This is a genomic window from Kitasatospora sp. NPDC001540, assembly GCF_042894345.1.
GTDB lineage: Bacteria > Actinomycetota > Actinomycetes > Streptomycetales > Streptomycetaceae > Kitasatospora > Kitasatospora phosalacinea_C.
Genome location: NZ_JBIAVO010000006.1, coordinates 55663 through 79976, shown reverse-complemented (window position 1 = coordinate 79976; position 24314 = coordinate 55663). Strand labels below are relative to the sequence as shown.

Annotated in this window: 26 protein-coding genes and 1 riboswitch; of the genes, 10 read left to right on the top strand and 16 right to left on the bottom strand. The window is 73.6% G+C overall.

Annotated features, from left to right (window positions below; translation table 11 throughout):
- The first annotated feature begins 114 nt into the window (after positions 1-114).
- The gene (locus ACFY00_RS10310) at positions 115-744 is read left to right on the top strand and encodes a hypothetical protein (RefSeq protein WP_388029408.1); all 630 of its coding nucleotides are present in this window, start codon (positions 115-117) and stop codon (positions 742-744) included.
- A gap of 9 nt (positions 745-753) precedes the next feature.
- On the opposite strand, the gene ACFY00_RS10305 is transcribed toward ACFY00_RS10310, so the two are convergent.
- From ACFY00_RS10305 to thrC, 7 genes are all read right to left on the bottom strand, one after another.
- Positions 754-1017, bottom strand: a complete 264-nt coding sequence (locus ACFY00_RS10305) for a DUF4031 domain-containing protein (RefSeq protein WP_388029406.1) — start codon at positions 1015-1017, stop codon at positions 754-756.
- Positions 1014-1373: a hypothetical protein gene (locus ACFY00_RS10300; protein WP_388029403.1), complete on the bottom strand. Its 360-nt coding sequence runs from the start codon at positions 1371-1373 to the stop codon at positions 1014-1016. Before ACFY00_RS10300 ends, ACFY00_RS10305 begins: the two co-directional genes overlap by 4 nt.
- A 22-nt stretch (positions 1374-1395) precedes the next feature.
- Positions 1396-1968 carry a Uma2 family endonuclease gene (locus ACFY00_RS10295; protein ID WP_388029401.1) on the bottom strand — a complete coding sequence of 191 codons (573 nt, stop codon included), beginning with the start codon at positions 1966-1968 and terminating at the stop codon, positions 1396-1398.
- Positions 1969-2161: 193 nt separating this feature from the next.
- Positions 2162-3784, bottom strand: coding sequence for a chaperonin GroEL (gene groL / locus ACFY00_RS10290; RefSeq protein ID WP_388029399.1), 1623 nt, complete (start codon positions 3782-3784; stop codon positions 2162-2164).
- Positions 3785-4095: 311 nt separating this feature from the next.
- A complete protein-coding gene (locus ACFY00_RS10285) occupies positions 4096-4302 on the bottom strand; it encodes a cold-shock protein (RefSeq protein WP_014137493.1) in 207 nt (68 codons plus the stop codon).
- Positions 4303-4863: 561 nt separating this feature from the next.
- Positions 4864-5142 (bottom strand): ubiquitin-like small modifier protein 1, encoded by a 279-nt coding sequence (locus ACFY00_RS10280; protein ID WP_388029396.1) that lies wholly within the window; start codon positions 5140-5142, stop codon positions 4864-4866.
- A gap of 58 nt (positions 5143-5200) precedes the next feature.
- Positions 5201-6481, bottom strand: coding sequence for a threonine synthase (gene thrC, locus ACFY00_RS10275; RefSeq protein ID WP_388029394.1), 1281 nt, complete (start codon positions 6479-6481; stop codon positions 5201-5203).
- Positions 6482-6498: 17 nt separating this feature from the next.
- Positions 6499-6625, bottom strand: a riboswitch (SAM riboswitch).
- A gap of 137 nt (positions 6626-6762) precedes the next feature.
- Here thrC and ACFY00_RS10270 point away from each other — a divergent pair.
- Positions 6763-7773, top strand: coding sequence for a glucosyl-3-phosphoglycerate synthase (locus tag ACFY00_RS10270; RefSeq protein ID WP_388029392.1), 1011 nt, complete (start codon positions 6763-6765; stop codon positions 7771-7773).
- Between the two features lie 82 nt (positions 7774-7855).
- Positions 7856-9322 carry a trehalose-6-phosphate synthase gene (locus ACFY00_RS10265; RefSeq protein WP_388029389.1) on the top strand — a complete coding sequence of 489 codons (1467 nt, stop codon included), beginning with the start codon at positions 7856-7858 and terminating at the stop codon, positions 9320-9322.
- Positions 9323-9470: 148 nt separating this feature from the next.
- Here the strand turns inward: ACFY00_RS10265 and otsB are convergent, their stop codons facing one another.
- The 4 genes from otsB to ACFY00_RS10245 form a co-directional block, all read right to left on the bottom strand.
- A complete protein-coding gene (gene otsB / locus ACFY00_RS10260; protein WP_388029387.1) occupies positions 9471-10319 on the bottom strand; it encodes a trehalose-phosphatase in 849 nt (282 codons plus the stop codon).
- Positions 10320-10366: 47 nt separating this feature from the next.
- A complete protein-coding gene (locus tag ACFY00_RS10255) occupies positions 10367-10597 on the bottom strand; it encodes a DUF3263 domain-containing protein (protein WP_285736232.1) in 231 nt (76 codons plus the stop codon).
- 84 nt (positions 10598-10681) lie between these two features.
- On the bottom strand, positions 10682-11860 hold the full coding sequence (locus tag ACFY00_RS10250; protein WP_388029384.1) for an extracellular solute-binding protein: 1179 nt from the start codon (positions 11858-11860) through the stop codon (positions 10682-10684).
- Between the two features lie 233 nt (positions 11861-12093).
- A complete protein-coding gene (locus tag ACFY00_RS10245; RefSeq protein WP_388029381.1) occupies positions 12094-12882 on the bottom strand; it encodes a DeoR/GlpR family DNA-binding transcription regulator in 789 nt (262 codons plus the stop codon).
- A 184-nt stretch (positions 12883-13066) separates the two neighbouring features.
- Here ACFY00_RS10245 and ACFY00_RS10240 point away from each other — a divergent pair, with 184 nt between their 5' ends.
- The 4 genes from ACFY00_RS10240 to ACFY00_RS10225 all read left to right on the top strand — a co-directional run bounded on the left by ACFY00_RS10240 (position 13067) and on the right by ACFY00_RS10225 (position 17202).
- Positions 13067-13987 carry an SIS domain-containing protein gene (locus tag ACFY00_RS10240; RefSeq protein ID WP_388029378.1) on the top strand — a complete coding sequence of 307 codons (921 nt, stop codon included), beginning with the start codon at positions 13067-13069 and terminating at the stop codon, positions 13985-13987.
- Between the two features lie 148 nt (positions 13988-14135).
- Positions 14136-15068, top strand: coding sequence for an ROK family protein (locus tag ACFY00_RS10235; protein ID WP_388029376.1), 933 nt, complete (start codon positions 14136-14138; stop codon positions 15066-15068).
- Complete coding sequence (gene nagA / locus ACFY00_RS10230; protein WP_388029373.1) at positions 15065-16240, top strand: N-acetylglucosamine-6-phosphate deacetylase; 1176 nt, start codon at positions 15065-15067, stop codon at positions 16238-16240. The genes ACFY00_RS10235 and nagA overlap by 4 nt, the downstream gene beginning before the upstream one ends.
- Before the next feature lie 104 nt (positions 16241-16344).
- Positions 16345-17202, top strand: coding sequence for a ketose-bisphosphate aldolase (locus ACFY00_RS10225; protein WP_388029370.1), 858 nt, complete (start codon positions 16345-16347; stop codon positions 17200-17202).
- 41 nt (positions 17203-17243) lie between these two features.
- On the opposite strand, the gene ACFY00_RS10220 is transcribed toward ACFY00_RS10225, so the two are convergent.
- Together ACFY00_RS10220 and ACFY00_RS10215 are read right to left on the bottom strand one after the other, a co-directional pair.
- Positions 17244-18197 (bottom strand): hypothetical protein, encoded by a 954-nt coding sequence (locus ACFY00_RS10220; protein WP_388029368.1) that lies wholly within the window; start codon positions 18195-18197, stop codon positions 17244-17246.
- Between the two features lie 76 nt (positions 18198-18273).
- Positions 18274-20064: a diguanylate cyclase domain-containing protein gene (locus ACFY00_RS10215; protein WP_388029365.1), complete on the bottom strand. Its 1791-nt coding sequence runs from the start codon at positions 20062-20064 to the stop codon at positions 18274-18276.
- Between the two features lie 233 nt (positions 20065-20297).
- On the opposite strand from ACFY00_RS10215, the gene ACFY00_RS10210 reads away from it, so the two are divergent.
- Positions 20298-20852 carry a flavin reductase family protein gene (locus tag ACFY00_RS10210; protein WP_388029362.1) on the top strand — a complete coding sequence of 185 codons (555 nt, stop codon included), beginning with the start codon at positions 20298-20300 and terminating at the stop codon, positions 20850-20852.
- 7 nt (positions 20853-20859) lie between these two features.
- Here ACFY00_RS10210 and arfB read toward each other — a convergent pair whose 3' ends face one another.
- Positions 20860-21297, bottom strand: a complete 438-nt coding sequence (gene arfB, locus ACFY00_RS10205; protein WP_388029359.1) for an alternative ribosome rescue aminoacyl-tRNA hydrolase ArfB — start codon at positions 21295-21297, stop codon at positions 20860-20862.
- Between the two features lie 58 nt (positions 21298-21355).
- Between arfB and ACFY00_RS10200 the strand changes: the two genes are divergently transcribed.
- Positions 21356-21856, top strand: coding sequence for a hypothetical protein (locus tag ACFY00_RS10200; RefSeq protein WP_388029356.1), 501 nt, complete (start codon positions 21356-21358; stop codon positions 21854-21856).
- A 116-nt stretch (positions 21857-21972) separates the two neighbouring features.
- On the top strand, positions 21973-22548 hold the full coding sequence (locus tag ACFY00_RS10195; RefSeq protein ID WP_388029353.1) for a TerD family protein: 576 nt from the start codon (positions 21973-21975) through the stop codon (positions 22546-22548).
- 69 nt (positions 22549-22617) lie between these two features.
- On the opposite strand, the gene ACFY00_RS10190 is transcribed toward ACFY00_RS10195, so the two are convergent.
- Positions 22618-23625, bottom strand: coding sequence for a hypothetical protein (locus ACFY00_RS10190; RefSeq protein ID WP_388029350.1), 1008 nt, complete (start codon positions 23623-23625; stop codon positions 22618-22620).
- 114 nt (positions 23626-23739) lie between these two features.
- On the bottom strand, positions 23740-24237 hold the full coding sequence (locus ACFY00_RS10185) for a DUF3180 domain-containing protein (protein ID WP_388029347.1): 498 nt from the start codon (positions 24235-24237) through the stop codon (positions 23740-23742).
- Positions 24238-24314 lie beyond the last annotated feature (77 nt).

Below are 24314 nucleotides of genomic sequence, written 5' to 3'. Positions count from 1 at the left end.
CGAGTATGTATAGCTGCCGGACGCCCACTACTCAAGTGTGCGACATAAGTCGGCGAACTACATATAGGACGGATCACACCCGCCGACCGGTTCCCGGGGAGCAGAATGAGCGTCATGACCGCATCGCTGTCCGCTCGCTGGCACGACCTGCTCACCCGCTGCGGCGCCACCGCCGACCCCGAGCCCTACGCCCGTGACCTGCTCGCCCGCTGGGCCGAGCCGCAGCGCCGGTACCACACCACCAGCCACCTCGAAGCCGTCCTCGACCGCGTCGACGAACTCGCCGCCCACGCCGACGACCCCGACGCCGTCCGGCTCGCCGCCTGGTTCCACGACGCCGTCTACCGCCCCGACCGCTCCGAGAACGAGGAGCGCAGCGCAGCCCTCGCCCGCCGCGCCCTGCGCGAGGCCGGGCTGCCCGAACCCCTGGTCCACGAGGTCGACCGCCTGGTCCGGCTCACCACCGACCACCACCCCGCCCCCGGCGACCGCAACGGCGAGGTCCTCTGCGACGCCGACCTCGCCGTCCTCGGCGGCCCGCCCGAGGCGTACGCCGCCTACGCGGCCGCCGTCCGCGAGGAGTACTCCTTCGTCCCCCCGGACGCCTTCCGCGAGGGCCGCGCCACGATCCTGCGCCAGCTCCTCGCCCTGCCCTCCCTCTACCGCACCCCCGAGGCCCACGCCCGCTACGACGCCCGGGCCCGCGCGAACATGCACCACGAACTCGCCGCCCTGGAAGGCTGACCCCGGCCCTCAGGCCCCCCGCACCTTCCGCACCCGCAACCCCGCCGCCGTCAGCCGGGCCACCAGCTCCCTGCTGCCGACCGGCACCGCGCCCAGCGCCAGCGCCCTGTCGTACCAGGCCGCCGGTACATCAAAGTGGTCACGGTCGAATCCCTTCGCGGGGGCGCCCAGCTCGGCCGCGAAGGCGTGCAGCTCCGCCGACGACACGTCACTGACCAGGTGCGACCCCCACGTGCCGTGCCCCGGCCAGTTCGGGGGGTCGATCAGGATCACGCCAGCCCGCCGACCGGCGCGACCACGACCCCGCGCTTGCCGCACACCCAGTGCGGATCGGGCCCGAGCTCCGGCTCCACCCCCAGCGCGTGCGGATCGTCCTCCTCCTCCGCGCAGGCCGTGCACAGCGGCCAGCGCCCGTACGACTCCAGCAACGCGTCCTGCACGTCCTGGGCCACCAGCCCGAGCACGAACTCGCAGCCCGCGGGCCACTGTTCGAGCCACCAGCGGCGGTGGGTGACGGCGTCCTCCACCAACGAGACGATCGCCGCCTCCGCGACGTCGCGGGCGGTGAGGTCGGCGAGGATCAGCGCCCGCGCGCGGTGCAGGGCGGCTTCGATGTCGGAACTGGCCATCCGCCCATTGTCCCGCACCCCGCTACGGCAGCGGGAAGCCCGTCGTGTCCAAGGTGATCCCGAACGGCTCCGGCAGCTCCACCGGCTTCCCGAACGGCACCCGCACGCTCTGCCCGTACGCCCCGTCGGAAGGCTCCGAGTAGAGCGTCACCGTCGGCCCGGGCTGGTCGAAACGATCGACCAGCAGGTACAGCGGGACGGGCGCGTGCGCGTAGCCCCAGAGCTTCTTCGTCCGGTCCCGCCGGGCCGTGCTGCGCGAGGTGATCTCGACGGCCAGCAGAATGTCCGACGCGTCGATCGGGTCCTCGTCCTCCCCGGCGAGGAGTTCGGCGTCCACAACGACCAGATCGGGGATGTACAGCTTCTCCAGCCCGGCGATCTGCGTCCCCAGCGTCTGGAAGACCTCCACGTCATCCGGCAGGAGACGGTTCAGTGCCCGGTGGATCCGTGCGGCGATCACGTTGTGCTGCTTGCCCGGCGGTGGCACCAACTGGATCCGGCCTCCCTCGATCTCGGTGCGCCAGCCCTCGGGGGCGTCCAGCTCCCGCCAGGTGTCCAGCAGGTAGGACCACTGCTGGTCCGACTCGACCGCCATGACCGCCACCGTCGGCCTCCCCTCTTCCTCACGACGCTGTTCGCCCTCAAGGTAGTCCGACCCGGAGTCGCCGAAACCGTCCATGGCCCCAGCGTCCCACGAAGGGGTGAGCCGGGCGAGAACGCCGCGAGGGCGGCCTCCCGAAGGAGGCCGCCCTCACGAGCGAACGCGTGGAACGTCGGATCCCGGAGGATCAGAAGTCCATGTCACCGCCCGGCATGCCGCCGCCGGCGGCCGCGGCGGCCTTCTCCGGCTTGTCGGCGATGACGGCCTCGGTGGTGAGGAACAGCGCCGCGATGGAGGCGGCGTTCTGCAGGGCGGAGCGGGTGACCTTGGCCGGGTCGATGATGCCGGAGGCGATCAGGTCGACGTACTCGTTGGTCGCGGCGTTCAGGCCGTGGCCGGAGGGCAGGTTGCGGACCTTCTCGACCACGACGCCGCCCTCGAGGCCGGCGTTGGTCGCGATCTGCTTGATCGGGGCCTCCAGGGCCACGCGGACGATGTTGGCACCGGTGGCCTCGTCGCCCTCCAGCTCCAGCTTCTCGAACGCGACACCGGCCTGCAGCAGGGCGACGCCACCACCGGCGACGATGCCCTCCTCGACGGCGGCCTTGGCGTTGCGCACCGCGTCCTCGATGCGGTGCTTGCGCTCCTTGAGCTCGACCTCGGTGGCCGCGCCGGCCTTGATGACGGCCACGCCGCCGGCCAGCTTGGCGAGGCGCTCCTGGAGCTTCTCGCGGTCGTAGTCCGAGTCGGAGTTCTCGATCTCGGCGCGGATCTGGTTGACCCGGCCGGCGACCTGGTCGCTGTCGCCGCCACCGTCGACGATGGTGGTCTCGTCCTTGGTGATGACCACCTTGCGGGCGGTGCCCAGCAGGTCCAGGCCGGCGTTCTCCAGCTTGAGGCCGACCTCCTCGGAGATCACGGTGCCGCCGGTCAGGATGGCGATGTCGCCGAGCATGGCCTTGCGGCGGTCGCCGAAGCCCGGGGCCTTGACGGCGACGGACTTGAAGGTGCCGCGGATCTTGTTCACGACCAGGGTGGAGAGGGCCTCGCCCTCCACGTCCTCGGCGATGATGACGAGCGGCTTGCCGCTCTGCATGACCTTCTCCAGCAGCGGGAGGAGGTCCTTGACCGAGGAGATCTTGGAGTTGGCGATGAGGATGTACGGGTCCTCGAAGCTCGCCTCCATGCGCTCCAGGTCGGTGGCGAAGTAGGCGGAGATGTAGCCCTTGTCGAAGCGCATGCCCTCGGTGAGCTCGAGCTCCAGACCGAAGGTGTTGCTCTCCTCGACGGTGATGACGCCTTCCTTGCCGACCTTGTCCATGGCCTCGGCGATGAGCTCGCCGATCTGGGTGTCGGCGGCCGAGATGGAGGCGGTGGAGGCGATCTGCTCCTTGGTCTCCACGTCCTTGGCCTGGGCCAGCAGCTGGTCGGAGACGGCGGCGACGGCCTTCTCGATGCCGCGCTTGAGGGCCATCGGGTTGGCGCCGGCGGCGACGTTGCGCAGACCCTCGCGGACGAGCGCCTGGGCCAGCACGGTGGCGGTGGTGGTGCCGTCACCCGCGACGTCGTCGGTCTTCTTGGCGACCTCCTTGACCAGCTCGGCGCCGATCTTCTCGTACGGGTCCTCGAGCTCGATCTCCTTGGCGATGGAGACACCGTCGTTGGTGATGGTGGGGGCGCCCCACTTCTTCTCCAGAACGACGTTGCGACCCTTGGGGCCGAGCGTGACCTTCACGGCGTCGGCAAGCTGGTTCATGCCACGCTCAAGGCCGCGGCGGGCTTCCTCGTCAAAGGCGATGATCTTGGCCATCAGAAGTGGTCCTCCGGGACACGGTCGACTGCTCGGACCAAGGGGTGCCCGCGACGGACGGCCCAGGAGAGCGGGGGTCCCTTCCCCTACCGCTTCCGGGGCCTCACCGGCCCGGTCCGTTTGTCACTCTCACGCTGTGAGTGCTAACGCCAATGATTAGCACTCTCGGGTGGCGAGTGCAAGCCCATTGGCGCCCTGCGGGCGGCCCCGCCGGGAAAGCCGACAGGCCCGCCCCGGACGCCGTGCGGCGTCGGGGCGGGCCTGTCGGTGCGTCTGGCGCGGTGCGTGCGGTCCTGCGGTCCGCCGGGACCTCAGGCGCCGGCGGCGCGGACCATGTCGGCCTGCGGGCCCTTCTGGCCCTGCGAGATCTCGAACTCGACCCGCTGGCCCTCTTCCAGGGTGCGGTAGCCGTCCATCTGGATCGCGCTGTAGTGGACGAACACGTCCGCTCCACCGTCGACCGCGATGAAGCCGTAGCCCTTCTCGGCGTTGAACCACTTGACGGTGCCCTGAGCCATTCCGAACTCCCCTTGTGCTGTGCTGGCCCTTCAGAGATCCGCGGGACGCGGACCCGGAGGTCTGGAAGGCCGGCCTGGGGACTCCCCCCCGTACGGCGCAGCCTCTGTCGCGGCTGAATGTATCCGGATATGCGCCCTGTGCAACAGGCCCAATTTCCGGGGAAAGCCCGGGCTACGCAGGGGATATGACGGGGCGAAAGGAACATCGGTCGACAATTGCCACCGGACATAACGGACGCGTCACCGCAAAACGCCGGAACAATTCTGACGGCGGCCTGACAGAACGGGCGGCAAGCTGTCCGGCGCGTGTCTCAGCGCGCGGGACGGAACGGGTCCCGCACGGGCGGGGCGCGGCGCGGAAATCGATGATTGAACCGGGCCGCAGCGGGGAAACGGCCCTGACCGGCACTCTACTCCCCGCCGTCGGGCGGAATTCCGGCGCCCCGCCCGGCGGGAAAACCGCAGGTGCCGGGCCATTGCCCCCGGCGTACGCACGAAGCCGCCGTCCGGTCCGGAAAATTGAATTCCGAACCAAACGGCGGCCGCGGGAATGCGGGGCGGTCAGCAGCCGCCGGCCACCGCCGGAATGATCGACACCGAGGCGCCGTCCTTGACCTCGGTCTCCAGGCCGTCGGCGAAGCGCACGTCGTCGTCGTTCACGTACACGTTCACGAAGCGGCGCAGCTTGCCGGTGTCGTCCAGCAGGCGGGCGGCGATGCCGGGGTGGTTCGCCTCCAGGTCCGCGACCACGGCGGACAGGGTGGCGCCCTCGGCGGTCACCTCGGCGGCGCCGCCGGTGTAGGTGCGCAGGATGGTCGGGATGCGGACGGTGGCGCTCATGCGGTGCTCCTCGGGGCGTGGGGGTGTCCTACGGCGGGGTGTCCTGCGGCTGGGTCTGTCAGGCGGTGGCGAGGCCGGCGGCGCGGAAGGACTCCAGCGTCGGACGGATCACCGCGGTCATGCCGGCGTCGGCGACCGCGTCGAGGGTCTTGAGGCCGTCGCCGGTGTTGATCGCGACGGTCTCCTTGGACGGGTCCAGCAGGCCGTTCTCGACCAGCTTCTTCAGCACGCCCACGGTGACGCCGCCCGCGGTCTCGGCGAAGATGCCCTCGGTGCGGGCGAGCAGCTTGATCGCCTCGACCACCTCGGCGTCGGTGACGTCCTCGACCGCGCCGCCCGTGCGGCGGGCGATGTCCAGCACGTACGGGCCGTCGGCCGGGTTGCCGATCGCCAGCGACTTGGCGATGGTGTCCGGCTTGACCGGCTTGATCACGTCGCGCCCGGCCTTGAACGCGGCCGAGACCGGGGAGCAGCCCTCGGCCTGGGCGCCGAAGATCCTGTACGGCTTGTCCTCGACCAGGCCGAGCTTGATCAGCTCCTGCAGGCCCTTGTCGATCTTGGTGAGCTGGGAGCCGGAGGCGATCGGGATGACGATCTGGTCGGGCAGCCGCCAGCCGAGCTGCTCGCAGATCTCGAACGCCAGGGTCTTGGAGCCCTCGCCGTAGTACGGGCGCAGGTTGACGTTCACGAAGCCCCAGCCCTCGCCGGCCGGGTCGCCGATCAGCTCGGAGCAGAAGCGGTTCACGTCGTCGTAGTTGCCGTCGATGCCGACCAGCTCGCCGCCGTACACCCCGGCCATCACGACCTTGCCCTGCTCCAGGTCGTGCGGGATGAACACGCAGGACTTGAAGCCGGCCCGGGCGGCCGCGGCGCCCACCGCACCGGCCAGGTTGCCGGTGGAGGAGCAGGAGAGGGTGGTGAACTCGAAGGCGCGGGCTGCCTCGATCGCGCAGGCCACCACCCGGTCCTTGAAGGAGTGGGTCGGGTTGCCCGAGTCGTCCTTGACGTACAGCTGGCCGGTGAAGCCCAGCTCGCGGCCCAGGTTGTCGGCCTTGACCAGCGGGGTCCACCCCGGGTTCAGGTTCGGCTTGCCCGCCACGTCGGCCGGGACGGGCAGCAGCGGGGCGTAGCGCCAGATCGACGCCGGACCGGCCTCGATCCGCTTGCGCAGCTCCTCGGCGTCGTAGCCCGCGTAGTCGTACGCGATCTCCAGCGGGCCGAAGCATTCCGAGCAGGCGAAGTCCGGCCCGAGCGGGGAGCGCGCACCGCACTCGCGACAGGACAGCGCGGTCGCGGGACCGAGGTCGACGGCGGTGGGTGCGGCGGTGTCAACAGCCATGGTGGCGAGGCCCTTTCTCCTCATCTTCCCCGGATCGCGGTTGCGCCGGGACGGAATTGGCACCTGTCCCGCCGGGCCTGCAGGCCGCGCGGGAGGGTTGCCGGGACTTCAACGGGCCGTTCCCTCAGTCCCTCTGGATGAGCTCTGTGAAGTTGTGGTCGTACGCTGCGAGCGGCCCCCGCGTGCGAAGGCACGGTCGCAGTACGAAGACTGTATCCGAAGGCCCGGTCGGACAGACCCCCGCGTCCGACACCCGAGACGAACGAGACAGGGAGCGAGACTTGCCGGAGCAGCCCGAGCCCGCGGCACTGCCGGAGGTCGCCGACTGGCTGCGGCGCCGGTCCTGGACGGCCGCCGACCGTCCGCTCGACCTGCTGCTGGCCGCCAAGCGCGCCGCCGGGGCGGCCGGGACGGTCAGCGTGGTGCTGCCCGCGCTGGACGAGGAGTCCACCGTCGGCGAGATCGTCACCGCGATCCGCACCGAGCTGGTCGAACGCGTCCCGCTGGTGGACGAGCTGGTGGTGGTCGACTCCGGCTCGCAGGACGGCACCGCCGCCGCCGCGGCCGCCGCCGGGGCCCGGGTCGTGCACCGGGACGCGATCCTGCCCCGGCTGCCCGCCGAACCCGGCAAGGGCGAGGTGCTGTGGCGCTCGCTGCTCGTCACCAGCGGCGCGATCGTCTGCTTCGTCGACGCCGACCTGCGCGCGTTCGACCCCGCCCTGGTCTCCGGCACCATCGGCCCGCTGCTCACCGACCCGGCCCTGCACCTGGTCAAGGCCATGTACGACCGCCCCTTCGAGGACGGCGGCGCCGTCGTCCCGGCGGGCGGCGGCCGGGTCACCGAACTCGTCGCCCGCCCCCTGCTCAACCTGCACTGGCCCCAGCTCGCGGGCTTCGTCCAGCCCCTCGGCGGCGAGTACGCGGCCCGCCGCACCCTGCTGGAACGGCTGCCCTTCCCGACCGGCTACGGCGTGGAGCTCGGCCTGCTGGTGGACGCCCTGGAACTCGTCGGCCTGGACGCGCTGGCCCAGGTCGACGTCGGCGTCCGGCATCACCGGCACCAGGACGGCCAGGCCCTCGGCCGGATGGCCGCCACCATCTACCGCACCGCCCTGGAACGCCTGGACCGCGCCCACCGCCTCAAGGCCGACCCCGACCTGGTCCGCCCGCTGCTCACCCAGTACACCCGCACCCCCGAGGGCTTCGCCCCCCGCACCCACCCCGTCCCCGCCACCGAACGCCCCCCGATGGCCACCGTCCCCGAGTACCGCGCCCGCCGAACGGCTCCGTGACCGGCGGCTGACCCCGAGAGTTCACCCGCCGCGGGCCGCGCCGAGTGGTTTGGTCGGCTGATCGCACGGCAAGGTTGGCTGTATGGCCGATCACGTGTCCGAACGCCCCCAGCAGTCCGGAGCCGCCCCGATCCTGGTGGCCTCCAACCGCGGTCCGGTGTCCTTCCGCACGGAGGACGACGGCACGCTGACCCTCCGCAGAGGCGGCGGCGGCCTGGTCTCCGGGCTCTCCGCGATCGACGACCCGAACGCGGTCTGGGTCTGCGCCGCGCTCTCCGACGCCGACCGCACCGCCGCCCGGCAGGCCCCCGACGGACGCCTCGACCGGGCCGGGCACGACGTCGGCGGACAGGCCGTCCGAATGCTGGACATCGACCCGGAGACCTTCGCCCGCGCCTACAACGGCGTCGCCAACTCCACGCTCTGGTTCGTCCACCACCTGCTCTACCGGACGCCCGTGCAGCCCGCCTTCGACGCCGACTTCCGCACCGAATGGGCCGCCTACCGCGCCTACAACGCCGCCTTCGCCGAGGCCCTCGCCGCCGAGGCCGCCCCCGGCGCCGCCGTCCTGGTGCAGGACTACCACCTCTCGCTGGCCCCCGCCCTGCTCCGCGAACTCCGCCCCGACCTGCGGATCGGCCACTTCTCGCACACCCCGTGGGCCCCGCCGGACTACTACCGGCTGCTGCCCGACGACGTCGCCGCCGCCGTCCTCGAAGGCATCCTCGGCGCCGACCGGGCCGCCTTCCTCACCCGCCGCTGGGCCCTCGCCTTCGCCGACTGCTGCGAGGCCGTCCTCGGCGCGGAGGTCGACCGCTCCGCCCTGACCGTCACCCACGACGGCCGCACCACCCGCCTCGGCGTGCACGGCCTCGGCGCCGACGCCGAGTTCCTGCGCGAACGCGCCCACCGCCCCGACGTCGACGAGCGCCTCGCCGCCCTGCGCGAAGCCGTCGGCGACCGCCGCACCATCGTCCGGGTCGACCGCACCGAACTCAGCAAGAACATCGTCCGCGGCCTGCTCGCCTACCGGCACCTGCTGCGCACCCGCCCCGAATGGCTCGGCAAGGTCGTCCACATCGCCTTCGCCTACCCCTCCCGCACCGACCTCGCCGAGTACCGCGACTACACCGCCGCCGTGCGGCGGATCGCCGAGGAGATCAACACCGAGTTCGGCACCGCCGACTGGCAGCCGCTCATCCTGCACGTCAACGACGACTTCCCGCGCTCCCTCGCCGCCTACCGGCTCGCCGACGTCGCCCTGGTCAACCCGATCCGCGACGGCATGAACCTGGTCGCCAAGGAGGTCCCCGTCGTCTCCGACCACGGCTGCGCCCTCGTCCTCTCCCGCGAGGCCGGCGCGTACGAGGAACTCGCCGACGACGCGATCACCGTCAACCCGTACGACGTCATCGCCACCGCCGACGCCCTCGCCGAGGCCCTCGCCATGCCCCCCGCCGAACGCGCCGACCGCACCAAGCGCCTCGCCGCGGCGGCGACCGCCCTCCCGCCCCAGCAGTGGTTCCTGGACCAGCTCGACGCACTCTGAAAGCCGGGGGCGCGGGGAACTGCGCGCCCCCACGTGAACGCCGGCAAGATCGCGACGCAGGACGATGCCCTGCACCATCCAGCGATCCTGCCGGCGCGCGACTCCGCTGCGCGCGGTTCCCCGTTCCCCCGCGCCCCCGGCCTCTCTCTCAGCCCCGCAGCAGCTCCGTCAGCCCGTTCAGCAGGTCGACCACCCCCGCCGGCCCCGCGACCACCAGGTCCGCGCGTTCGGCGAGTTCCGCGACCGGGGGTTCGCCGGTGACGGGGCCGCTGCAGACGAGGAGGCCGGGGTGTCCGGCTTCGCGGCGGGCGGCGACCTCCGCGTAGGCGGCGAGGTCGCCGAGGTCGTCGCCGGCGAAGAGCACCGGCCCCGCGTCCCGTTCCGCCAGGAACTCGCGGAGGGCCACGCCCTTGTCGACCCCTGGCGGCCGCAGTTCGACGACCATCCGGCCGGGTTCCACGACCAGCCCGTTCCGGTGCGCCAACTCGCCGAGCGGGCCGCGCAGTTGCTCCAGCAGGACGTCCGGCTCCGGGGCCCGCCGGGTGTGGACGGCCAGCGCACGCTCCTTGTCCTCCACGAACGTCCCCTCGGGCGCGCCCAACTCCCGCAGCAGCGACGGCAGTTCCGCCCGAACGACGGCCACCCCCGGCGGCGGCGGGGCGGCGGTGACGGCGTTGCTGTGCGCGTCCCAGCGTTCGGCGCCGTAGTGGCCGAGGACGGTGAGGTGCTCGAGCCCGGGGGCGGCGGCGAAGCCGCCGTACGCGGCGGCGGTCGCGGCGGGCCGTCCGGTGACCACGACGACCGCGCCGACCAGCGGGGCGAGTGCGGTGAGGGCGGGGACGACGCCGGGGTGGGCGCGGGCCCGGTCGGGGTCGGGGACGATCGGGGCCAGCGTGCCGTCGAAGTCGAGCCCCACGACGGCGGACTTCGGGTCGGCGAGCAACCCCGCCAGTCCGGTCCGCCCCGCCTGGGTCGTGATCTGTTCAGCGATTCCCATGCCCCCGACGCTACCGGCCGCCGGGCGGCGGCGGGCGATCGGGCCGCTCACTGCCGTGCGTCGCGCCGGTCCTGCCGGATCCGGCGCAGCCGGTTGACCAGGACGGGGTCGTGGGCGAGCGCCTCGGCGCGGTCGAGCAGCGCGTTGAGCAGTTGGTAGTAGCGGGTGGCGGAGATGCCGAGCTCCTGCCGGATCGCCTGCTCCTTGGCCCCGGCGGTCCGCCACCCGCGCGCCTCCAGGGCGAGCACCGCCCGGTCGCGTTCGGTCAGTTCGGCCATGCCCCCAGGCTAGCCGCCCCCTCCGTCAGCCCCGCCCCGCCGACCGGCCCCGCTCCGTCACCCGGCCCGGCCGCCGCGGCCCCCTCAGCCCTGGTGGGCCTTGGACGCCTCGGCCCCGGCCGCCGACTGCAGTTCGCCGAGCACCTGGTCGCCGCCGGACTTCACCGCGCCGCCGATCTTCTGCTTGATCATGCTGCTGACCTTGTCCCAGGAGGGGTCGCCGTAGGGGTAGAAGCTGGCCGTGGGCAGGTTCTGCAGGAACTGGGTGAGGTCCTGGTGGGCGGGGTTCTGGGACATGTCCTCCAGGGTGTCCTGGGTGACGGGGAGCATGTTGTACCGCTCGTCGAAGTCGAGGGTGTTCTGCTTGTTGAGGGCGAAGGTCAGGAACTTCTTGATCTCCGCGCGGTGCCCGTTGGCCTTGAAGGCCATCAGCCAGTCGGCCACGCCGAAGGTGGCCTCCTTGACGTCCTTGCCCTTGCGCGGGACGGGGGCGGTGCCGTACTGGACGCCGGCTGCGGCCGCGTCCTTGATCAGGGCGGGGTGGCCGTTGAGCATCGCGACCTCGCCCTTGGTGAAGGCGGTGAAGGCGGCCTTGCGGTTGACCTTGCCGGGGTCGTCGTAGGTGAGGCCCTTGTCGACCAGGTTGGTGCGCAGCCACTTGAAGGTGTCGCGGTTGGCCTGGCTGTCGATGGTGTAGTTGCCGACGCTGTCGGAGAGCGCGCCGCCGCCGCTCATCGTCCAGATCATCGACTCGGCCTGGGCCTCCTCGGGGCCCAGCGGCAGCGCGTACGGGGTGACGTTCGGGACCTTGCTCCTGATCGTCTCCGCGTCCTTGCGCAGTTCCTCCCAGGTGGTGGGCGGGGCGCTGATGCCGGCCTTCTCGAAGATCGTCTTGTTGTAGACGAAGACCCGGCTGGAGGAGATGAACGGGATGCCGTACTGGCTGCCGAGGACCTGTCCGGCCCTGTTGAAGGAGTCGAGCAGGTTGGCCTGGGCCTCCATGGAGAGCACGTCGCCGACGGGGTAGAGGCGGTCGGCGGCGACCTGGTCGGCGAAGCCGCCGGTCTGCACGACGTCGGGGGTGTCGCCCTTGGCGATCAGTTCGGCGACGTGCTTGTCGATGTCGTCCCAGGAGACCACGTCGACGCGCACCTTGATGCCGGAGTTGGCGGCCTCGAAGTCCCTGGCGACCTTGTTCCAGTAGATGCTGCTGCTGTTGGAGGCGTCGGTCCCGTAGTCGGCCGCGACCAGGTCGAGCGTCACCCCTCCCCCGCCGGGCAGGACGCCGCAGCCGGCCAGGAGCAGGCATCCGACGAGGGGCAGAGGGATCAGCGCTGATCGCTTCAAGGGGAACCGCCTTCGGGAGGGTGACAGCGGCGACCCTGGCAGTTGCTGCGTGCAGTGGTCCAGACCTGTAGGGGCGGAAGTTATCGAAGTGTCAGATCCGGTTGCACCCCGCGCAACGTGGACTACGCAACCGTCCGGTATCCGGACGCTCAGGCCGTCAGAACGGTCACGCCCGCCTCGGTGAAGGCGGCCGCCACCGCGTCCGGCACCTGGTCGTCGGTGACCAGGGTGTCGACCGCCTCCAGGCCGCAGATCCGGGCGAAGGCCCGGTGTCCCAGCTTGGAGGAGTCGGCGGCCACCACCACCCGCCGGGCCCGCTCGGCGAGCAGCCGGTTGACCGCCGCCTCGCCCTCGTGGTGGGCGGTCGCGCCGTGCCCGGCGTCGAACCCGTCCACGCCCAGCACCGCGGTGTCCAGGGCGAGTTCGCCGAGCACCTGGGCGGCCAGCGGGCCGATCAGCTCGTACGACTGGGGACGGGCGACGCCGCCGGTGACCACGATCTTCACCTGCGGACGGACCGTCAGCTCGTTGGCGATGTTGAGCGCGTTGGTGACCACGGTGAGGCGCTGGCCGCCCTCGGGGCGCTCGACCAGGTCGGGGCGGACGGCCAGCGCGCGGGCCACCTCGGTGGTGGTGGTGCCGCCGTTGAGGCCGACCACCTCGCCGGGCTCGACCAGGCCCGCCACCAGCGCGCCGATCCGCTGCTTGGCGTCGGCGTTGCGGGCGGTCTTGTACCGCAGCGGCAGGTCGTAGGAGACGCTGTGCGCGACCGCCCCGCCGCGGGTACGGGTGAGCATCTGCTGGCGGGCCAGCTGGTCGAGGTCGCGGCGGATGGTCGCGGCCGAGACGTCCAGCGCGGCGGCCGCCTCGTCGACCTCCAGCCTCCCGTGCTCGGCCAGCAGTTCCAGCAGCGCGTTCCACCGCTCGTACCTGGACACCGTCCCCGCTCCTCCCGCGCTCGCCCCGGGCGTCCCGCGCCCGGTCGGGACAGCTTCGCACACCCGGCCGCCACCCCCCTCATTGCGCAGTACTGCGCGAAAGAGCTATAAATCAATCAACTTTGCGCATCGGGCCCCCCTCGCCCGCGCGCATTCCCCGGGGAAGCCGAAGGAGCCCGCACCCATGCCGCACCCCTCCCTGACCGCCCAGGAGATCGCCACCCAGCCCGAGAACTGGCGCACCGCCGCCGCCCTGGCCGCCACCGGCCCGGCGGGCCTGCCGCGGCGCGGCGAGCGGGTCGCCGTGGTCGGCTGCGGCACCTCCTGGTTCGTGGCCCAGGCCTACGCCGCGCTGCGCGAGTCGGGCGGCCACGGCGAGACCGACGCCTTCGCCGCCTCCGAGTTCCCCTCCGGCCGCCGCTACGACCGGGTGCTGGCGATCACCCGCTCCGGCACCACCACCGAGGTGCTGCGGCTGCTGGACGGCACCGACCTGCCGACCACCGCGGTCACCGCCTGCACCGACCAGCCGGTGGCCGCGGCCGCGGACCACCTGGTCGACCTGGGCTTCGCCGACGAGCGCTCGGTGGTGCAGACCCGCTTCGCCACCACCGTGCTCGCCCTGCTCCGCGCCCACCTGGAGCAGGAGGGGGCCCTCCCCGCCGAGGTGCGCACCGTCGCCGAGGCGGCCGCGGACGCCGAGCGGGCGGTGGCCTGGCGGGTGCCGGACGAGCTGGTGGCACTGGAGCAGATCTCCTTCCTGGGCACGGGCTGGACCAACGGCCTGGCCCAGGAGGCCGGTCTGAAGATGCGCGAGGCGGCGCTCGCCTGGACGGAGGCCTACCCGGCGATGGAGTACCGGCACGGCCCGGTCTCGATCACCGCCCCGGGCCGGGCCGCCTGGATGCTCGGCGAGCTGCCCGCGGGCCTGGCCGACGAGGTCGCCGCGGTCGGCGGCCGGCTGGTGGCCGACTCCGGCCCGGACGGCCTGGACCCGCTGGCCGACCTGGTGCGGGTGCACAGGCTGGCCGTCGCGCTGGCCGCGCACCGCGGCCTGGACCCGGACCGGCCGCGCCACCTGACCCGCTCGATCGTCCTCGGCTGACCGCCCGTCACCCCGCACCGCCGGTAACGGCTTCGCCACCCAAACCGCCCAGGAGACGGCAAAGAGCGATAAACCTCACCTCTCAGGACCAGACCAATCGAGCAACTGGACTAGACCTCTTAGACCCGGCCAAGGGAAACTGTCCCCCGTGAAGCACGTCATCGCACTCGATGTAGGCGGCACCGGCATGAAGGCCGCGCTGGTCGCCCAGGACGGCTCCGTGCTGTTCGAAGCACGCCGACCGACCGGGCGGGAGCACGGCCCCGACGCCGTCGTCGCCACCATCCTCGACTTCGCCGCCGACCTGGCGCGGGAGGGCCGCACCCGGTTCGGCGAAGCCCCCCTCGCGGCGGGCGTCGCCGTGCCGGGGACGATCGACGAGAAGAACGGGATCGCGGTCTTCTCCGCCAACCTCGGCTGGCGGGACCTGCCGATGCGCAAGCTGCTCGGCGAGCGCCTCGGCGGCATCCCGGTCGCCCTCGGCCACGACGTCCGCTCCGGCGGCCTCGCCGAGGGCCGGGTCGGCGCCGGGCAGGGGGTCGAGCGCTTCCTGTTCATCGCGCTGGGCACCGGCATCGCGGGCGCCATCGGCATCAACGGCTCCATCGAGGCAGGCGCCCACGGCTACGGCGGCGAGATCGGCCACGTGGTGGTCCGCCCCGGCGGCCCGCAGTGCGGCTGCGGCGCCCGCGGCTGCCTGGAGACCCTGGCCTCGGCCTCCGCGGTCTCCCGGGCCTGGGCCGGGGCCAGCGGCGACCCGGAGGCCGACGCCGCCGCCTGCGCGAGCGCCGTCGACGCCGGCGACCCGAAGGCCCTCGCGATCTGGCGGAACGCGGTGGACGCGCTCGCCGACGGCATCGTGCTGGCGCAGAGCCTGCTGGACCCGTCGACGGTGATCGTCGGCGGCGGGCTGGCCGAGGCCGGTGACACGCTCTTCACGCCGCTGCGTGCCGCGGTGACCGAGCGCCTGACCTTCCAGATGCCCCCGAAGGTCGTTCCGGCCATGCTCAAAGACACCGCCGCGTCCCTGGGCGCCGGCTTGCTCGCCTGGGATCTGCTCTCCATGGAGGTGACCGCGTGACCGCGGACCGTACTGCACTGGCCGGAGCCCGACTGGTCCTGCCCGGCGGGGTGATCGACGCGGGCCGGATCTCCGTCGAGGGCACCCGCGTCGCGGGCCTCGGCGGCGAGGCGGAGCCGAGCGACCTCGACCTGACCGGGTACACCGTCGTCCCCGGCTTCGTCGACCTGCACGTGCACGGCGGCGGCGGCGCCTCGTACGCCTCCGGGATCGCCGAGGAGGCGCTCACCGCCGCCCGCACGCACCTGGAGCACGGCACCACCACGACGATGGCCTCCACCGTCACCGGCGAGATCGACGAGGTCTGCCGCCAGGCGGCGGTGCTCTCCGAGCTCGTCGAGGACGGCGTCCTGGCCGGCATCCACTTCGAGGGCCCGTTCATCTCGCACAACCGGTGCGGCGCCCACCGCCCCGACCTGCTGCGCGACCCGGACCCGGCGCTGGTGCGCAAGCTCGCCGACGCGGGCCGCGGCCACACCAGGATGTTCACCCTGGCCCCGGAGCTGCCCGGCGGCCTGGAGTCGGTGCAGATGCTGTCCGAGCTCGGCATCATCGCCGCCGTCGGCCACACCGACTCCGACTACGAGGTCACCTTGCGGGCGATCGACGCCGGCGCCACCGTGGCCACCCACCTGTTCAACGCGATGCCGGGCATCCAGCACCGCGCCCCCGGCCCGATCGTCGCCCTGCTGGAGGACGAGCGGGTCACCGTCGAGCTGGTCAACGACGGCGTCCACCTGCACCCCTCGGTGGTCGAGCTGGCCTACGGCACGGCCGGGGCCGAGCGGGTCGCGCTGATCACCGACGCGATGGGCGCGGCCGGCATGGGCGACGGCCTGTACCCGCTCGGCCCGCTGCAGGTCCGGGTCGAGGACGGCGTGGCCCGCCTGGTCGAGGGCGGCTCCATCGCGGGCTCCACCCTCACCCTGGACGTCGCCTTCCGCCGCGCCGTCACCGTCCTCGGCCTGTCCCTGAACCAGGCCGTCACCTCGCTGTCCACCGTCCCCGCCCGCCTGCTGGGCCTGGGCGACACCATCGGCACCCTGGAGGCCGGAAAGAACGCCGACCTGGTCGTCCTCGACTCCGACAGCTACGAACTCGTCGCGGTGATGCGCCGCGGCGAGTGGATCGTCGGCGCGGACCGCTTCGCCCGGGCCGGCAACCCGGCCTGACCGGGCGCCGCCCGCCCAGGGCGGCCCCGGCCTCCCGACACGCGTTCACGGTCGGGTGAGCAGCGGAACCTGCGCCTCGCTACTCACCCACCGGGAGCTCCCCCTTGCCGCTCGCCCGCACCTCCGAGCTGCTCGCCGCCGCCGTCCACGACCGGCGCGGCCTGCCCGCCTTCAACGTCATCACCCTGGAGCACGCCGAGGCCATCGCCACCGGCGCCGAGGCCGCCGGGACGCCCGTCGTGCTGCAGCTCAGCCAGAACGCGATCGCCTACCGCGGCGGACGGCTGCTGCCGATCGCCCGCGCCTGCGCCGAGGTCGCCGCCGCCGCCCGCGTCCCCGTCTCGCTGCACCTCGACCACGTCGAGGACCCGGACCTGCTGCGCGCCGCCCCCGCCGCCGGGTTCTCCTCCGCGATGTTCGACGCCTCCGCGCTCCCGCACGACGAGAACGTCAAGGCCACCGCGGAGGCCACCGCCTGGGCCCACCGCCACGGCCTGCACCTGGAGGCCGAACTCGGCCGGGTCGGCGGCAAGGACGGCGAGCCGCCGCTGGGCGCGCACGCCCCCGGCGCCCGCACCGACCCGGCCGAGGCCGCCCGCTACGTCGCCGACACCGGCGTGGACGCGCTGGCCGTCGCGGTCGGCTCCGCGCACGCGATGACCACCCGCACCGCCGCCCTGGACCACGCCCTGATCCGCGCCCTGGCCGCCGCCGTCCCCGTCCCGCTGGTCCTGCACGGCAGCTCCGGCGTCCCGGACGCGGCGCTCGCCGAGGCGGTCGCCGCGGGCATGGTGAAGATCAACATCGGCACCGCGCTCAACCTCGCCTGCACCCCGGCGATCCGCGCCCACCTGACCGCCCACCCCACCGCCACCGACCCGCGCCGCTACCTGTCCGCGGCCCGCGCGGCGATGGCGGCCACCGTCGAGCACCTGGCCCGGGTGGTCTCCGCCCGGGCCTGAGCCCAGGGCGCGGGGGAACCCTCCCCCGCGCCGCGGCCGCCCTACTTCGGGTAGTCGTTGACGCTCATCGGCGTCAGCGCGACCTGGTCCAGCAGCACCGGGTTGCCCGCCCCCGCCGGCACGGTCAGCGTGATGGTGTTCGACCCGGCCTGCAGCACCGGCCATATGTTGGTGCTGAACCAGGACTGGGCCGGGTCGGCGGCCGGGTTCTTCGAGTAGTTCTTGAAGGTCACCCCGCCCGCGTGCTCCTTGCCGTTGACGGTGACCTGCGCGGGCTGGTCGGTGCCGGTGTTGTTGAAGTGCAGCCAGAGCTTGGTCTGCCCGCCGGCGTCCGAGTTGACCGTCCAGGTGAAGGACGACCCGGCCTGCAGGACGAGGTAGCTGCCGTCGGCGGAGAGCGCGCCCTTGACCGTGCGGTCGGTCGCGGCGCCGGTCGCCTGCAGCTTGGACGCGTCGCTGATCGGCTCGGTCGCGGCGCTCGGGCTGGGCGCGGCGCTGCTCGCGGGCGCGCTGGGGCTGTTCGCGGCGTTCGCGGCCGCGGTCGGCGCGGCCTTGCCGGTCGGGTCGGCCGTGGGCTTGCCGTCCGGGTCGCCGGTGGAGAGCGCGACGCCCGCGCCGATCGCGATCGCGGCGACCACGGCGACGGCGCCGATGACCGCGGCCTTGCCGCGGCCCGCGGGCCGCTCCTCGCCGGGCTTCGGGCGCGAGCGCTCGGCGTACCGGGGCTGCTGGGGCAGCGCGGTGGTGGCCTCCTGGCCGGGGCCGCCGTAGCCGGGCGCGCCGCCGGGGCCCGGGCCGTACCCGGGCTGCGGGGCCTGCGGGTAGGCGGGCCGCTCGCCGTAGGTGGCGCGGCCGACCTCCATCGGGCGCTGGTAGCCGCTGCGGGGGCGGTCGGCGGCGGGCTGCTCGCCCTCGGCCGGGCGGTACAGGTACGCGAAGGGATCTTCCTCGCCCGCGCCCTCGGGCGCTGCGCCGCTGTTGCCGGGCGTGGTCACGTTCGACTCTCCTGGGCTGGTTGCACTCGTACCCAGGGCACCCTACCTGCCCCCGGTGAGCGGGGGACAAACGGTCTCAGCCCGCCCGGCGGTGCGAGCGCTCGCCTCGCGAGCCCCGGGCGGCGCCGCCGCGGGTGCGCTTCTCGTCGTACATCCGCTCGTCCGCGGAGTGCAGCACCTCGTCGATGCTCATGCCGCAGCCGGCCCAGCCGATGCCGAGGCTGACGCCGACCCGCACCGCCCGGTTGTCGATCCGCATCGGCGGCAGGATCGCGCTGCGCAGCCGCCCGGCCAGCTCCTTGGCCTCCTCGCGGCCGATGTTGTCGGCGAGGACGACGAACTCGTCGCCGCTCATCCGGGCGACCGTGTCGCCCTCCCGGACGACCTGCTGGAGGCGGCGGGCGATCTCGATCAGGACGGCGTCGCCGGTGTTGTGGCCGTGCCGGTCGTTGACCAGCTTGAAGCCGTCGAGGTCGCAGTAGAGGACGGCGAGGCCGCGCTCCCCGGCGTGGGCGCCGCGGCGGTGGCCGTGCCAGAGGTCGCCGGGCGGGTGCTCGGGGGGGACGACGGCGTGCACGTGGTGGGCGGGGACGCCGGTGTGCTGCAGCACCTCCCCGGCGGCGAAGGCGGCCCGGTCGCGCTCCAGGGCCCCGTCGGGGGGCGCGTAGCCGTGCGCGGGGGGTGCGGGCGCCGCGGCGGCCGCCCGGCCGTCCAGGGCGGCGTGGGCGCCCTGGTGGGGCTCCCCGGGGAGCGCCTGGCCGGGGACGTGGGCGGGGGGCGGTGCGACCGGACAGAGACGGCGGGCGAGCCGGGCGCGCAGTTCGGCGCCGTTGGGCAGCCCGGTGAGCGCGTCGTGGCTGGCCCGGTGGGCCAGCTGCAGCTCGTGCCGCTTGCGGTCCTCGATGTCCTCGACGTGGGTGAGCAGGAAGCTGGGCCCCTCGGCGGCGTCGGCGACCACCGAGTTGCGCAGGCAGACCCACTGGTAGCCGCCGTCGCGCCGGGACAGCCGCAGCTCGGCCCGGCCGCCCTCGGCGCTGGTGCGCAGCAGCAGCTCCAGGTCGTCGGGGTGGACCAGGTCGACGAAGCGCTGCTGGCGCAGGGCGGCCCGGGGGCGGCCCAGCAGTCGGCACAGGGCGTCGTTGACGCGGCTGAGCTGGCCGGTGGCCTCGCCGTGCAGTTCGGTGATGGCCATCCCGCTGGGGGCGTACTCGAAGGCCTGCCGGAAGGACTCCTCGCTGGCCCGCAGGGCCTGCTGCTCCTTCTCCAGCCGGGCCAGGGCGCGCTGCATCTCGGCCCGCAGCCGGGCGTTGCCGATGGCTATGGAGGCCTGCAGGGAGAACATCTCCAGGGCCTCGCGGGTCCAGGCGCCGGGCCGCTTTCCGCTGCGCGGGCGGTCGACCGAGAGGATGCCGAGCAGGTCGCCCCCGGCGCTGTACATCGGGGCGAGCAGGACGTCGGAGGGGTGCCAGTCGTTGCCGTAGACGGGCATCGGTCCGTCGCCGGTCCAGGTGGGGACGTCGGTGGCGATGGCCCAGCCGCGGTCGTGCGGCAGGAAGCGCAGGGTGCCCCAGTGGTCGGCGACCTGGAGCATCCGCTCCCAGGACTCCCGGGAGCCGACCTGGCCGAGCAGGACGGCGGGGCCGCCGAAGGTGCTCTCCTCGATCTCCCAGACGGCGGCGACCACCAGGTCGCCGTCGGGGCGGACCAGGCTGACCGCGGCGGCGTCGAACCCGAGCCCGTGGACCGCGCCCTCGACGACCGCCTGAAGGGTCCCCGCCAGGCTCCGGGCAGCGTTGAGGTCCGCCACGACCCGGTGCAAGGTGCGGAGGGTCGCGAGGCGGACGTAGGGCTCCGACTCGGCTTCCATGCGGGGGCTCCCCGGCTGCTTCGGATGGTTCTTGAAAGGTTGTCGTCCGATTGCCAGAAGAACTGAATCACAGGGAGCACTGCGATAGGCACGCTCGGTCAGCAATAGCCGGTCACTGTGACTCAAATCACATAATGATCAGGGAGGTGCGACCCCGGACCGGGCGGACCTACGACCGGACTACGACCACGGCCCGATACCGGCGCACCCGACCGGCGACTAGCGTGCGGTACGTGTACAGCTCCCAGCAGTCCCCCGCCGCCCCCGCGGCCCCCGCCCCCGCGGCGGCGGCCGACGCCACCCCCGAGGAGTTCCGGGCCGCCCTCGGGCAGCTCGCCGCGGGCGTCTCGCTGCTGACCGTGCACGACCCCGAGGACGGCGAGGACGCGGGCATGACCGCCACCTCGTTCCTGTCGGTGTCGCTGGAGCCGCCGCTGGTGCTGGTCTCGGTCCGCGAGGACTCGCGGATGGACGAACTGCTGGCCCGGGCCGAGACCTGGGCGGTGTCGCTGCTGGGCGAGGAGCACCGCACGCTGGCCTCCCGGTTCGCGATGAAGGGCCGGCTCAGCGACCGGCTGCTGTTCGCCGACGCCGCCTGGCACCGCGGCCCGCGCACCGGCGCCCCGCTGGTCGACGGCGCGCTGGCGACCGTGGAGTGCCGCACCGAGCAGCGCGTCCCGGCCGGCGACCACACCCTGGTGCTCGGCCGCGTCCTGTCCGCCCGGGTGCCCTCCCCCGCCGGGCGCCCGCTGCTGTACCTGCGCGGCGGCTACCGGCAGCTCGGCTGACGGCCCGTCACTCCGGACGGATCCGGCCCCGGCCATGCTTCAGCCCCGAGCGGTGCCGCTTGTTCTCCAGCCGCCGCTCGACCATGCCGCGGCTCGGCTTGGTGGCCCGCCGGGCCTTCGGTGGCGGCGCGGTGGCCTCCCCCAGCAGCGCGGCCAGCCGGGCCGCGGCCACCTCCCGGTTGCGCCACTGCGAGCGGTGCTCGGAGGCCCGGACCACCAGCACCCCGTCCACCAGCCGGGAGGCCAGCCGCTCCAGGGCGCGCTCCTTCCACACCGCGGGCAGCGCCTCGGAGGCCGCCAGGTCCCACCGCAGCTCGACCCGCGAGTCGGAGGTGTTCACGTGCTGCCCGCCGGGGCCGGAGGAACGGGAGAAGCGCCAGACGAGCTCGGCGTCGGGCACGACCACCGAACCCCGTACGCGCACGGGCTCAGTCATGCCGCCCATCATCCCGCCCGTCCCCGGCCCCGTCACCTGGTTAAGCCGCCCCGGCCGAACCGGCACAATGGCGGGCGTGATCGAGCTCGGCTACTCCCTCTCCACCCGCTTCCCCGACCCCCCGCAGACCGACTACCGCACCGCGTCGGTCCGTTCGCTGCGGCACGACCTGTTCGCGGGCGACGTGTACCTGGAGACGGACGAGGGCGCGGGCCTGGAGACCCGCTGGCACTGGGTGCCGGTGCTGGACTTCGCCTGGGCGGTGTGCGACATCGCCGAACGGCTCGACGAGGGCCCGCGCGGCAGCCGGGAGGCCCGGGTCCGCACCGAGGACCTCGACTTCACCCAGAACACCGAACTGCTGCGCTTCGCCCGCCGGTTCGGCTGGGTCGAGATCACCGCGACCTGGCTGCCCGACGAGGAGCCGCTGGTCGTCCGGCACGCCGAACTGCGCCGCGAGGCCCGGGACTTCCTGCAGGACCTGCTGGCCGACCTGACCGAGCTGCACGAGGGACTCGCCGACAACCCCAACGTCTGGACCCTGCAGGGCCGCTACCCGAGAATCTGAGTCCGGCGCCGGGCACCGCCCGGGCGGAGGAATCCGTCCGTCCGCGAATCGGTGGAACCATCGACCGCCCGTCCGGCGTTCTCTGGGCAAAACCGACCGAAGGGACACCACAGACCATGCCCGTGAGCCTCTCCAAGGGTGGCAACGTCTCGCTGACCAAGGAGGCCCCCGGCCTGACCGCGGTCACCGTCGGCCTCGGCTGGGACGTGCGCACCACCACCGGTGCCGAGTTCGACCTCGACGCCAGCGCGATCGTCCTGAACGGCGAGGGCAAGGTCTACTCGGACCGGCACTTCGTCTTCTTCAACAACACCAGCACCCCGGACAGCAGCGTCGTGCACACCGGCGACAACCGCACCGGCGAGGGCCAGGGCGACGACGAGCAGATCAACGTCAACCTGGCCGCGCTGCCCGCCGACGTGCAGCGGATCACCTTCCCGGTGTCGATCTACGACGGCAACAACCGCGGCCAGAGCTTCGGCCAGGTCCGCAACGCCTACATCCGGGTGCTGAACCAGGCGGGCGGCGCCGAGATCGCCCGCTACGACCTCTCCGAGGACGCCGCCACCGAGACCGCGATGGTCTTCGGCGAGCTCTACCGCAACGGCGCCGAGTGGAAGTTCCGCGCCATCGGCCAGGGCTACGCCTCCGGCCTGGTCGGCATCGCCCAGGACTTCGGCGTCAACGTCTGACGACCCGCGGCAGCGCGCGCAGCGGCCCCCCGGAGGGTTCCGGGGGGCCGCTGCGCGCAGTGCGCCGGGTCAGGAACGACCGGCCCGCAGCTCCGGCAGCTCCAGCAGCTCGGTCTCGTCGTGCGCGGTCAGGTCGACCACCTCGGGCTCGGTGTCCGACTCGGCGTGCTGGTGGCTCGGCGGCTGCTCCACCGCCTGGTGCGCGGGCGGCGCGGCGTCCACCGGAGCCGCGTCCAGCACCGCGTAGCGCTCGCTGTCGGCCAGCGCCTCGTCGCCCACCACGTCCGCCAGGTCGCCGACCGCGGGCGCCGGGGCGCCGGAGCGCAGCGCGGCCCGGGCGGCGCCGGGGCGGCCGAAGAAGCTGAACGCGGTGGCCCGCGGCCGCTGCGGCGCGGGCACGACCGGCCGGGCGGCCTCCTGCGCGGGCAGCGCCGGACCGACCGGGCGCAGCGCGGCCGAACCGGTGGCCTGCACCGGCTCCGGCATCTTCGGGCGCAGCTCGACCTGGGCCCGCTCGTCCACCGCGCGGCGCGCCTCGGCGACCGCCGCCTGCCGCTCCAGGTGCCGCATCGCGGCCTGCGCCCGGACGAACGAGGCGGGGGTGACGGGGTGCTTGGGGCGGGCGGCCTCCACCGCCCTGCGGGCCGCCTCGGCCTCCTTCAGGGCCTGCTCGGCGACCATCACGGCGCGCTCGCGCAGCAGCCGGGCGATCTCGGTCTCGGCCTTGGCCAGCCGGGACTTCTCCGCGGTCAGCCGCCGCCCGAACCGGGTGGCGCGCTCCTCGGCGACCTCGGCCGCGTACTCGGCCTCGGCGATCTGCTCCTCGTAGCGCTCCTCGTCGCGCAGTCGGCGCACCACCGCGAGCTCTGCGGCGGCCCGGGCGGCCCGGTCGCGCTGGCGCAGCACCAGGGCCAGGCCGACCACGGCGACCACGGCGGCGACCCCGACCGAACGGGCCACGACCTGGTCCGGGCTGGCCACCAGCGCGGCCAGCGCCGCGACCACGAGCACGCCGGAGGCGACCGGGGGCAGCAGCCGGCCGAGGACGGAGGAATGACGGTGGCGTCCGCGAGACATGGCTAGAAACTAGCGTGCGAATCGCGGCGCTGTCAGCCTCGCCCCCCATTCGGGCCTTGACAGTCCGCGACGACCACGGAAGGCGACCCTCCGGTGACGGCGCGTCAGCGGCCGTCAGCGCGGGGAGGCGGCCGTCCCGCGCGGGTGCTCGGGGTCGTCGTGGTCGTCCGGGAGCCTGCAGACGTGCTGCAGCCACAGCGCGACCGCGATCACCGCCGCGCCCGCCAGCACCGCGAACAGCGCGGTCTGCGCCTGCGACCGGCGGGCCGCGACGTCCAGCGAGCCGAGCAGGAACACCCCGACGCCCGCGTAGATCCCGGTCACCACCGCGGAGACCAGCGCACTGGCCTGCCCCAGCACCAGCGCCCGGGCCGCGTGCAGCGGGTCCACCCCCTTGGCGCCCGGCTGCCGCTCCCGCACCGCCTTCAGCCGGGAGCGCAGCGAGATCGCCGCGGCCAGCAGCACCACGGCGACCGCCGCCAGCACGTACGGCGCGTAGGCGGGCACCCCGGGCAGCGTGCCCAGCGAGTCCCACAGCCGGGCCCCGCCCCAGGACAGCAGCCCCGTGATCGCGGTGATGCCGAGCAGCAGGCGGAGACGGAGCGGCTTCACGCGGACGGGCTTCCTTCCAGTGGTTCGACGGCGGGCGCTAGGCCACCGTACCGGCCGGGTCGCGCCCCCGGGGGAGC

What these genes read in the sequence shown, in the direction of transcription:
- ACFY00_RS10200 (WP_388029356.1), top strand. Translation starts at nt 21,356, where the DNA reads ATGGCGGGCGTGATCGAGCTCGGCTACTCCCTCTCCACCCGCTTCCCC.
- thrC (WP_388029394.1), bottom strand. Translation starts at nt 6,481, where the DNA reads ATGGCTGTTGACACCGCCGCACCCACCGCCGTCGACCTCGGTCCCGCG.
- ACFY00_RS10240 (WP_388029378.1), top strand. Translation starts at nt 13,067, where the DNA reads ATGCCGCACCCCTCCCTGACCGCCCAGGAGATCGCCACCCAGCCCGAG.
- ACFY00_RS10285 (WP_014137493.1), bottom strand. Translation starts at nt 4,302, where the DNA reads ATGGCTCAGGGCACCGTCAAGTGGTTCAACGCCGAGAAGGGCTACGGC.
- otsB (WP_388029387.1), bottom strand. Translation starts at nt 10,319, where the DNA reads ATGGGAATCGCTGAACAGATCACGACCCAGGCGGGGCGGACCGGACTG.
- ACFY00_RS10195 (WP_388029353.1), top strand. Translation starts at nt 21,973, where the DNA reads ATGCCCGTGAGCCTCTCCAAGGGTGGCAACGTCTCGCTGACCAAGGAG.
- ACFY00_RS10310 (WP_388029408.1), top strand. Translation starts at nt 115, where the DNA reads ATGACCGCATCGCTGTCCGCTCGCTGGCACGACCTGCTCACCCGCTGC.
- arfB (WP_388029359.1), bottom strand. Translation starts at nt 21,297, where the DNA reads ATGGGCGGCATGACTGAGCCCGTGCGCGTACGGGGTTCGGTGGTCGTG.
- ACFY00_RS10215 (WP_388029365.1), bottom strand. Translation starts at nt 20,064, where the DNA reads ATGGAAGCCGAGTCGGAGCCCTACGTCCGCCTCGCGACCCTCCGCACC.
- ACFY00_RS10265 (WP_388029389.1), top strand. Translation starts at nt 7,856, where the DNA reads ATGGCCGATCACGTGTCCGAACGCCCCCAGCAGTCCGGAGCCGCCCCG.
- ACFY00_RS10300 (WP_388029403.1), bottom strand. Translation starts at nt 1,373, where the DNA reads ATGGCCAGTTCCGACATCGAAGCCGCCCTGCACCGCGCGCGGGCGCTG.
- ACFY00_RS10190 (WP_388029350.1), bottom strand. Translation starts at nt 23,625, where the DNA reads ATGTCTCGCGGACGCCACCGTCATTCCTCCGTCCTCGGCCGGCTGCTG.
- ACFY00_RS10295 (WP_388029401.1), bottom strand. Translation starts at nt 1,968, where the DNA reads ATGGCGGTCGAGTCGGACCAGCAGTGGTCCTACCTGCTGGACACCTGG.
- ACFY00_RS10280 (WP_388029396.1), bottom strand. Translation starts at nt 5,142, where the DNA reads ATGAGCGCCACCGTCCGCATCCCGACCATCCTGCGCACCTACACCGGC.
- groL (WP_388029399.1), bottom strand. Translation starts at nt 3,784, where the DNA reads ATGGCCAAGATCATCGCCTTTGACGAGGAAGCCCGCCGCGGCCTTGAG.
- ACFY00_RS10255 (WP_285736232.1), bottom strand. Translation starts at nt 10,597, where the DNA reads ATGGCCGAACTGACCGAACGCGACCGGGCGGTGCTCGCCCTGGAGGCG.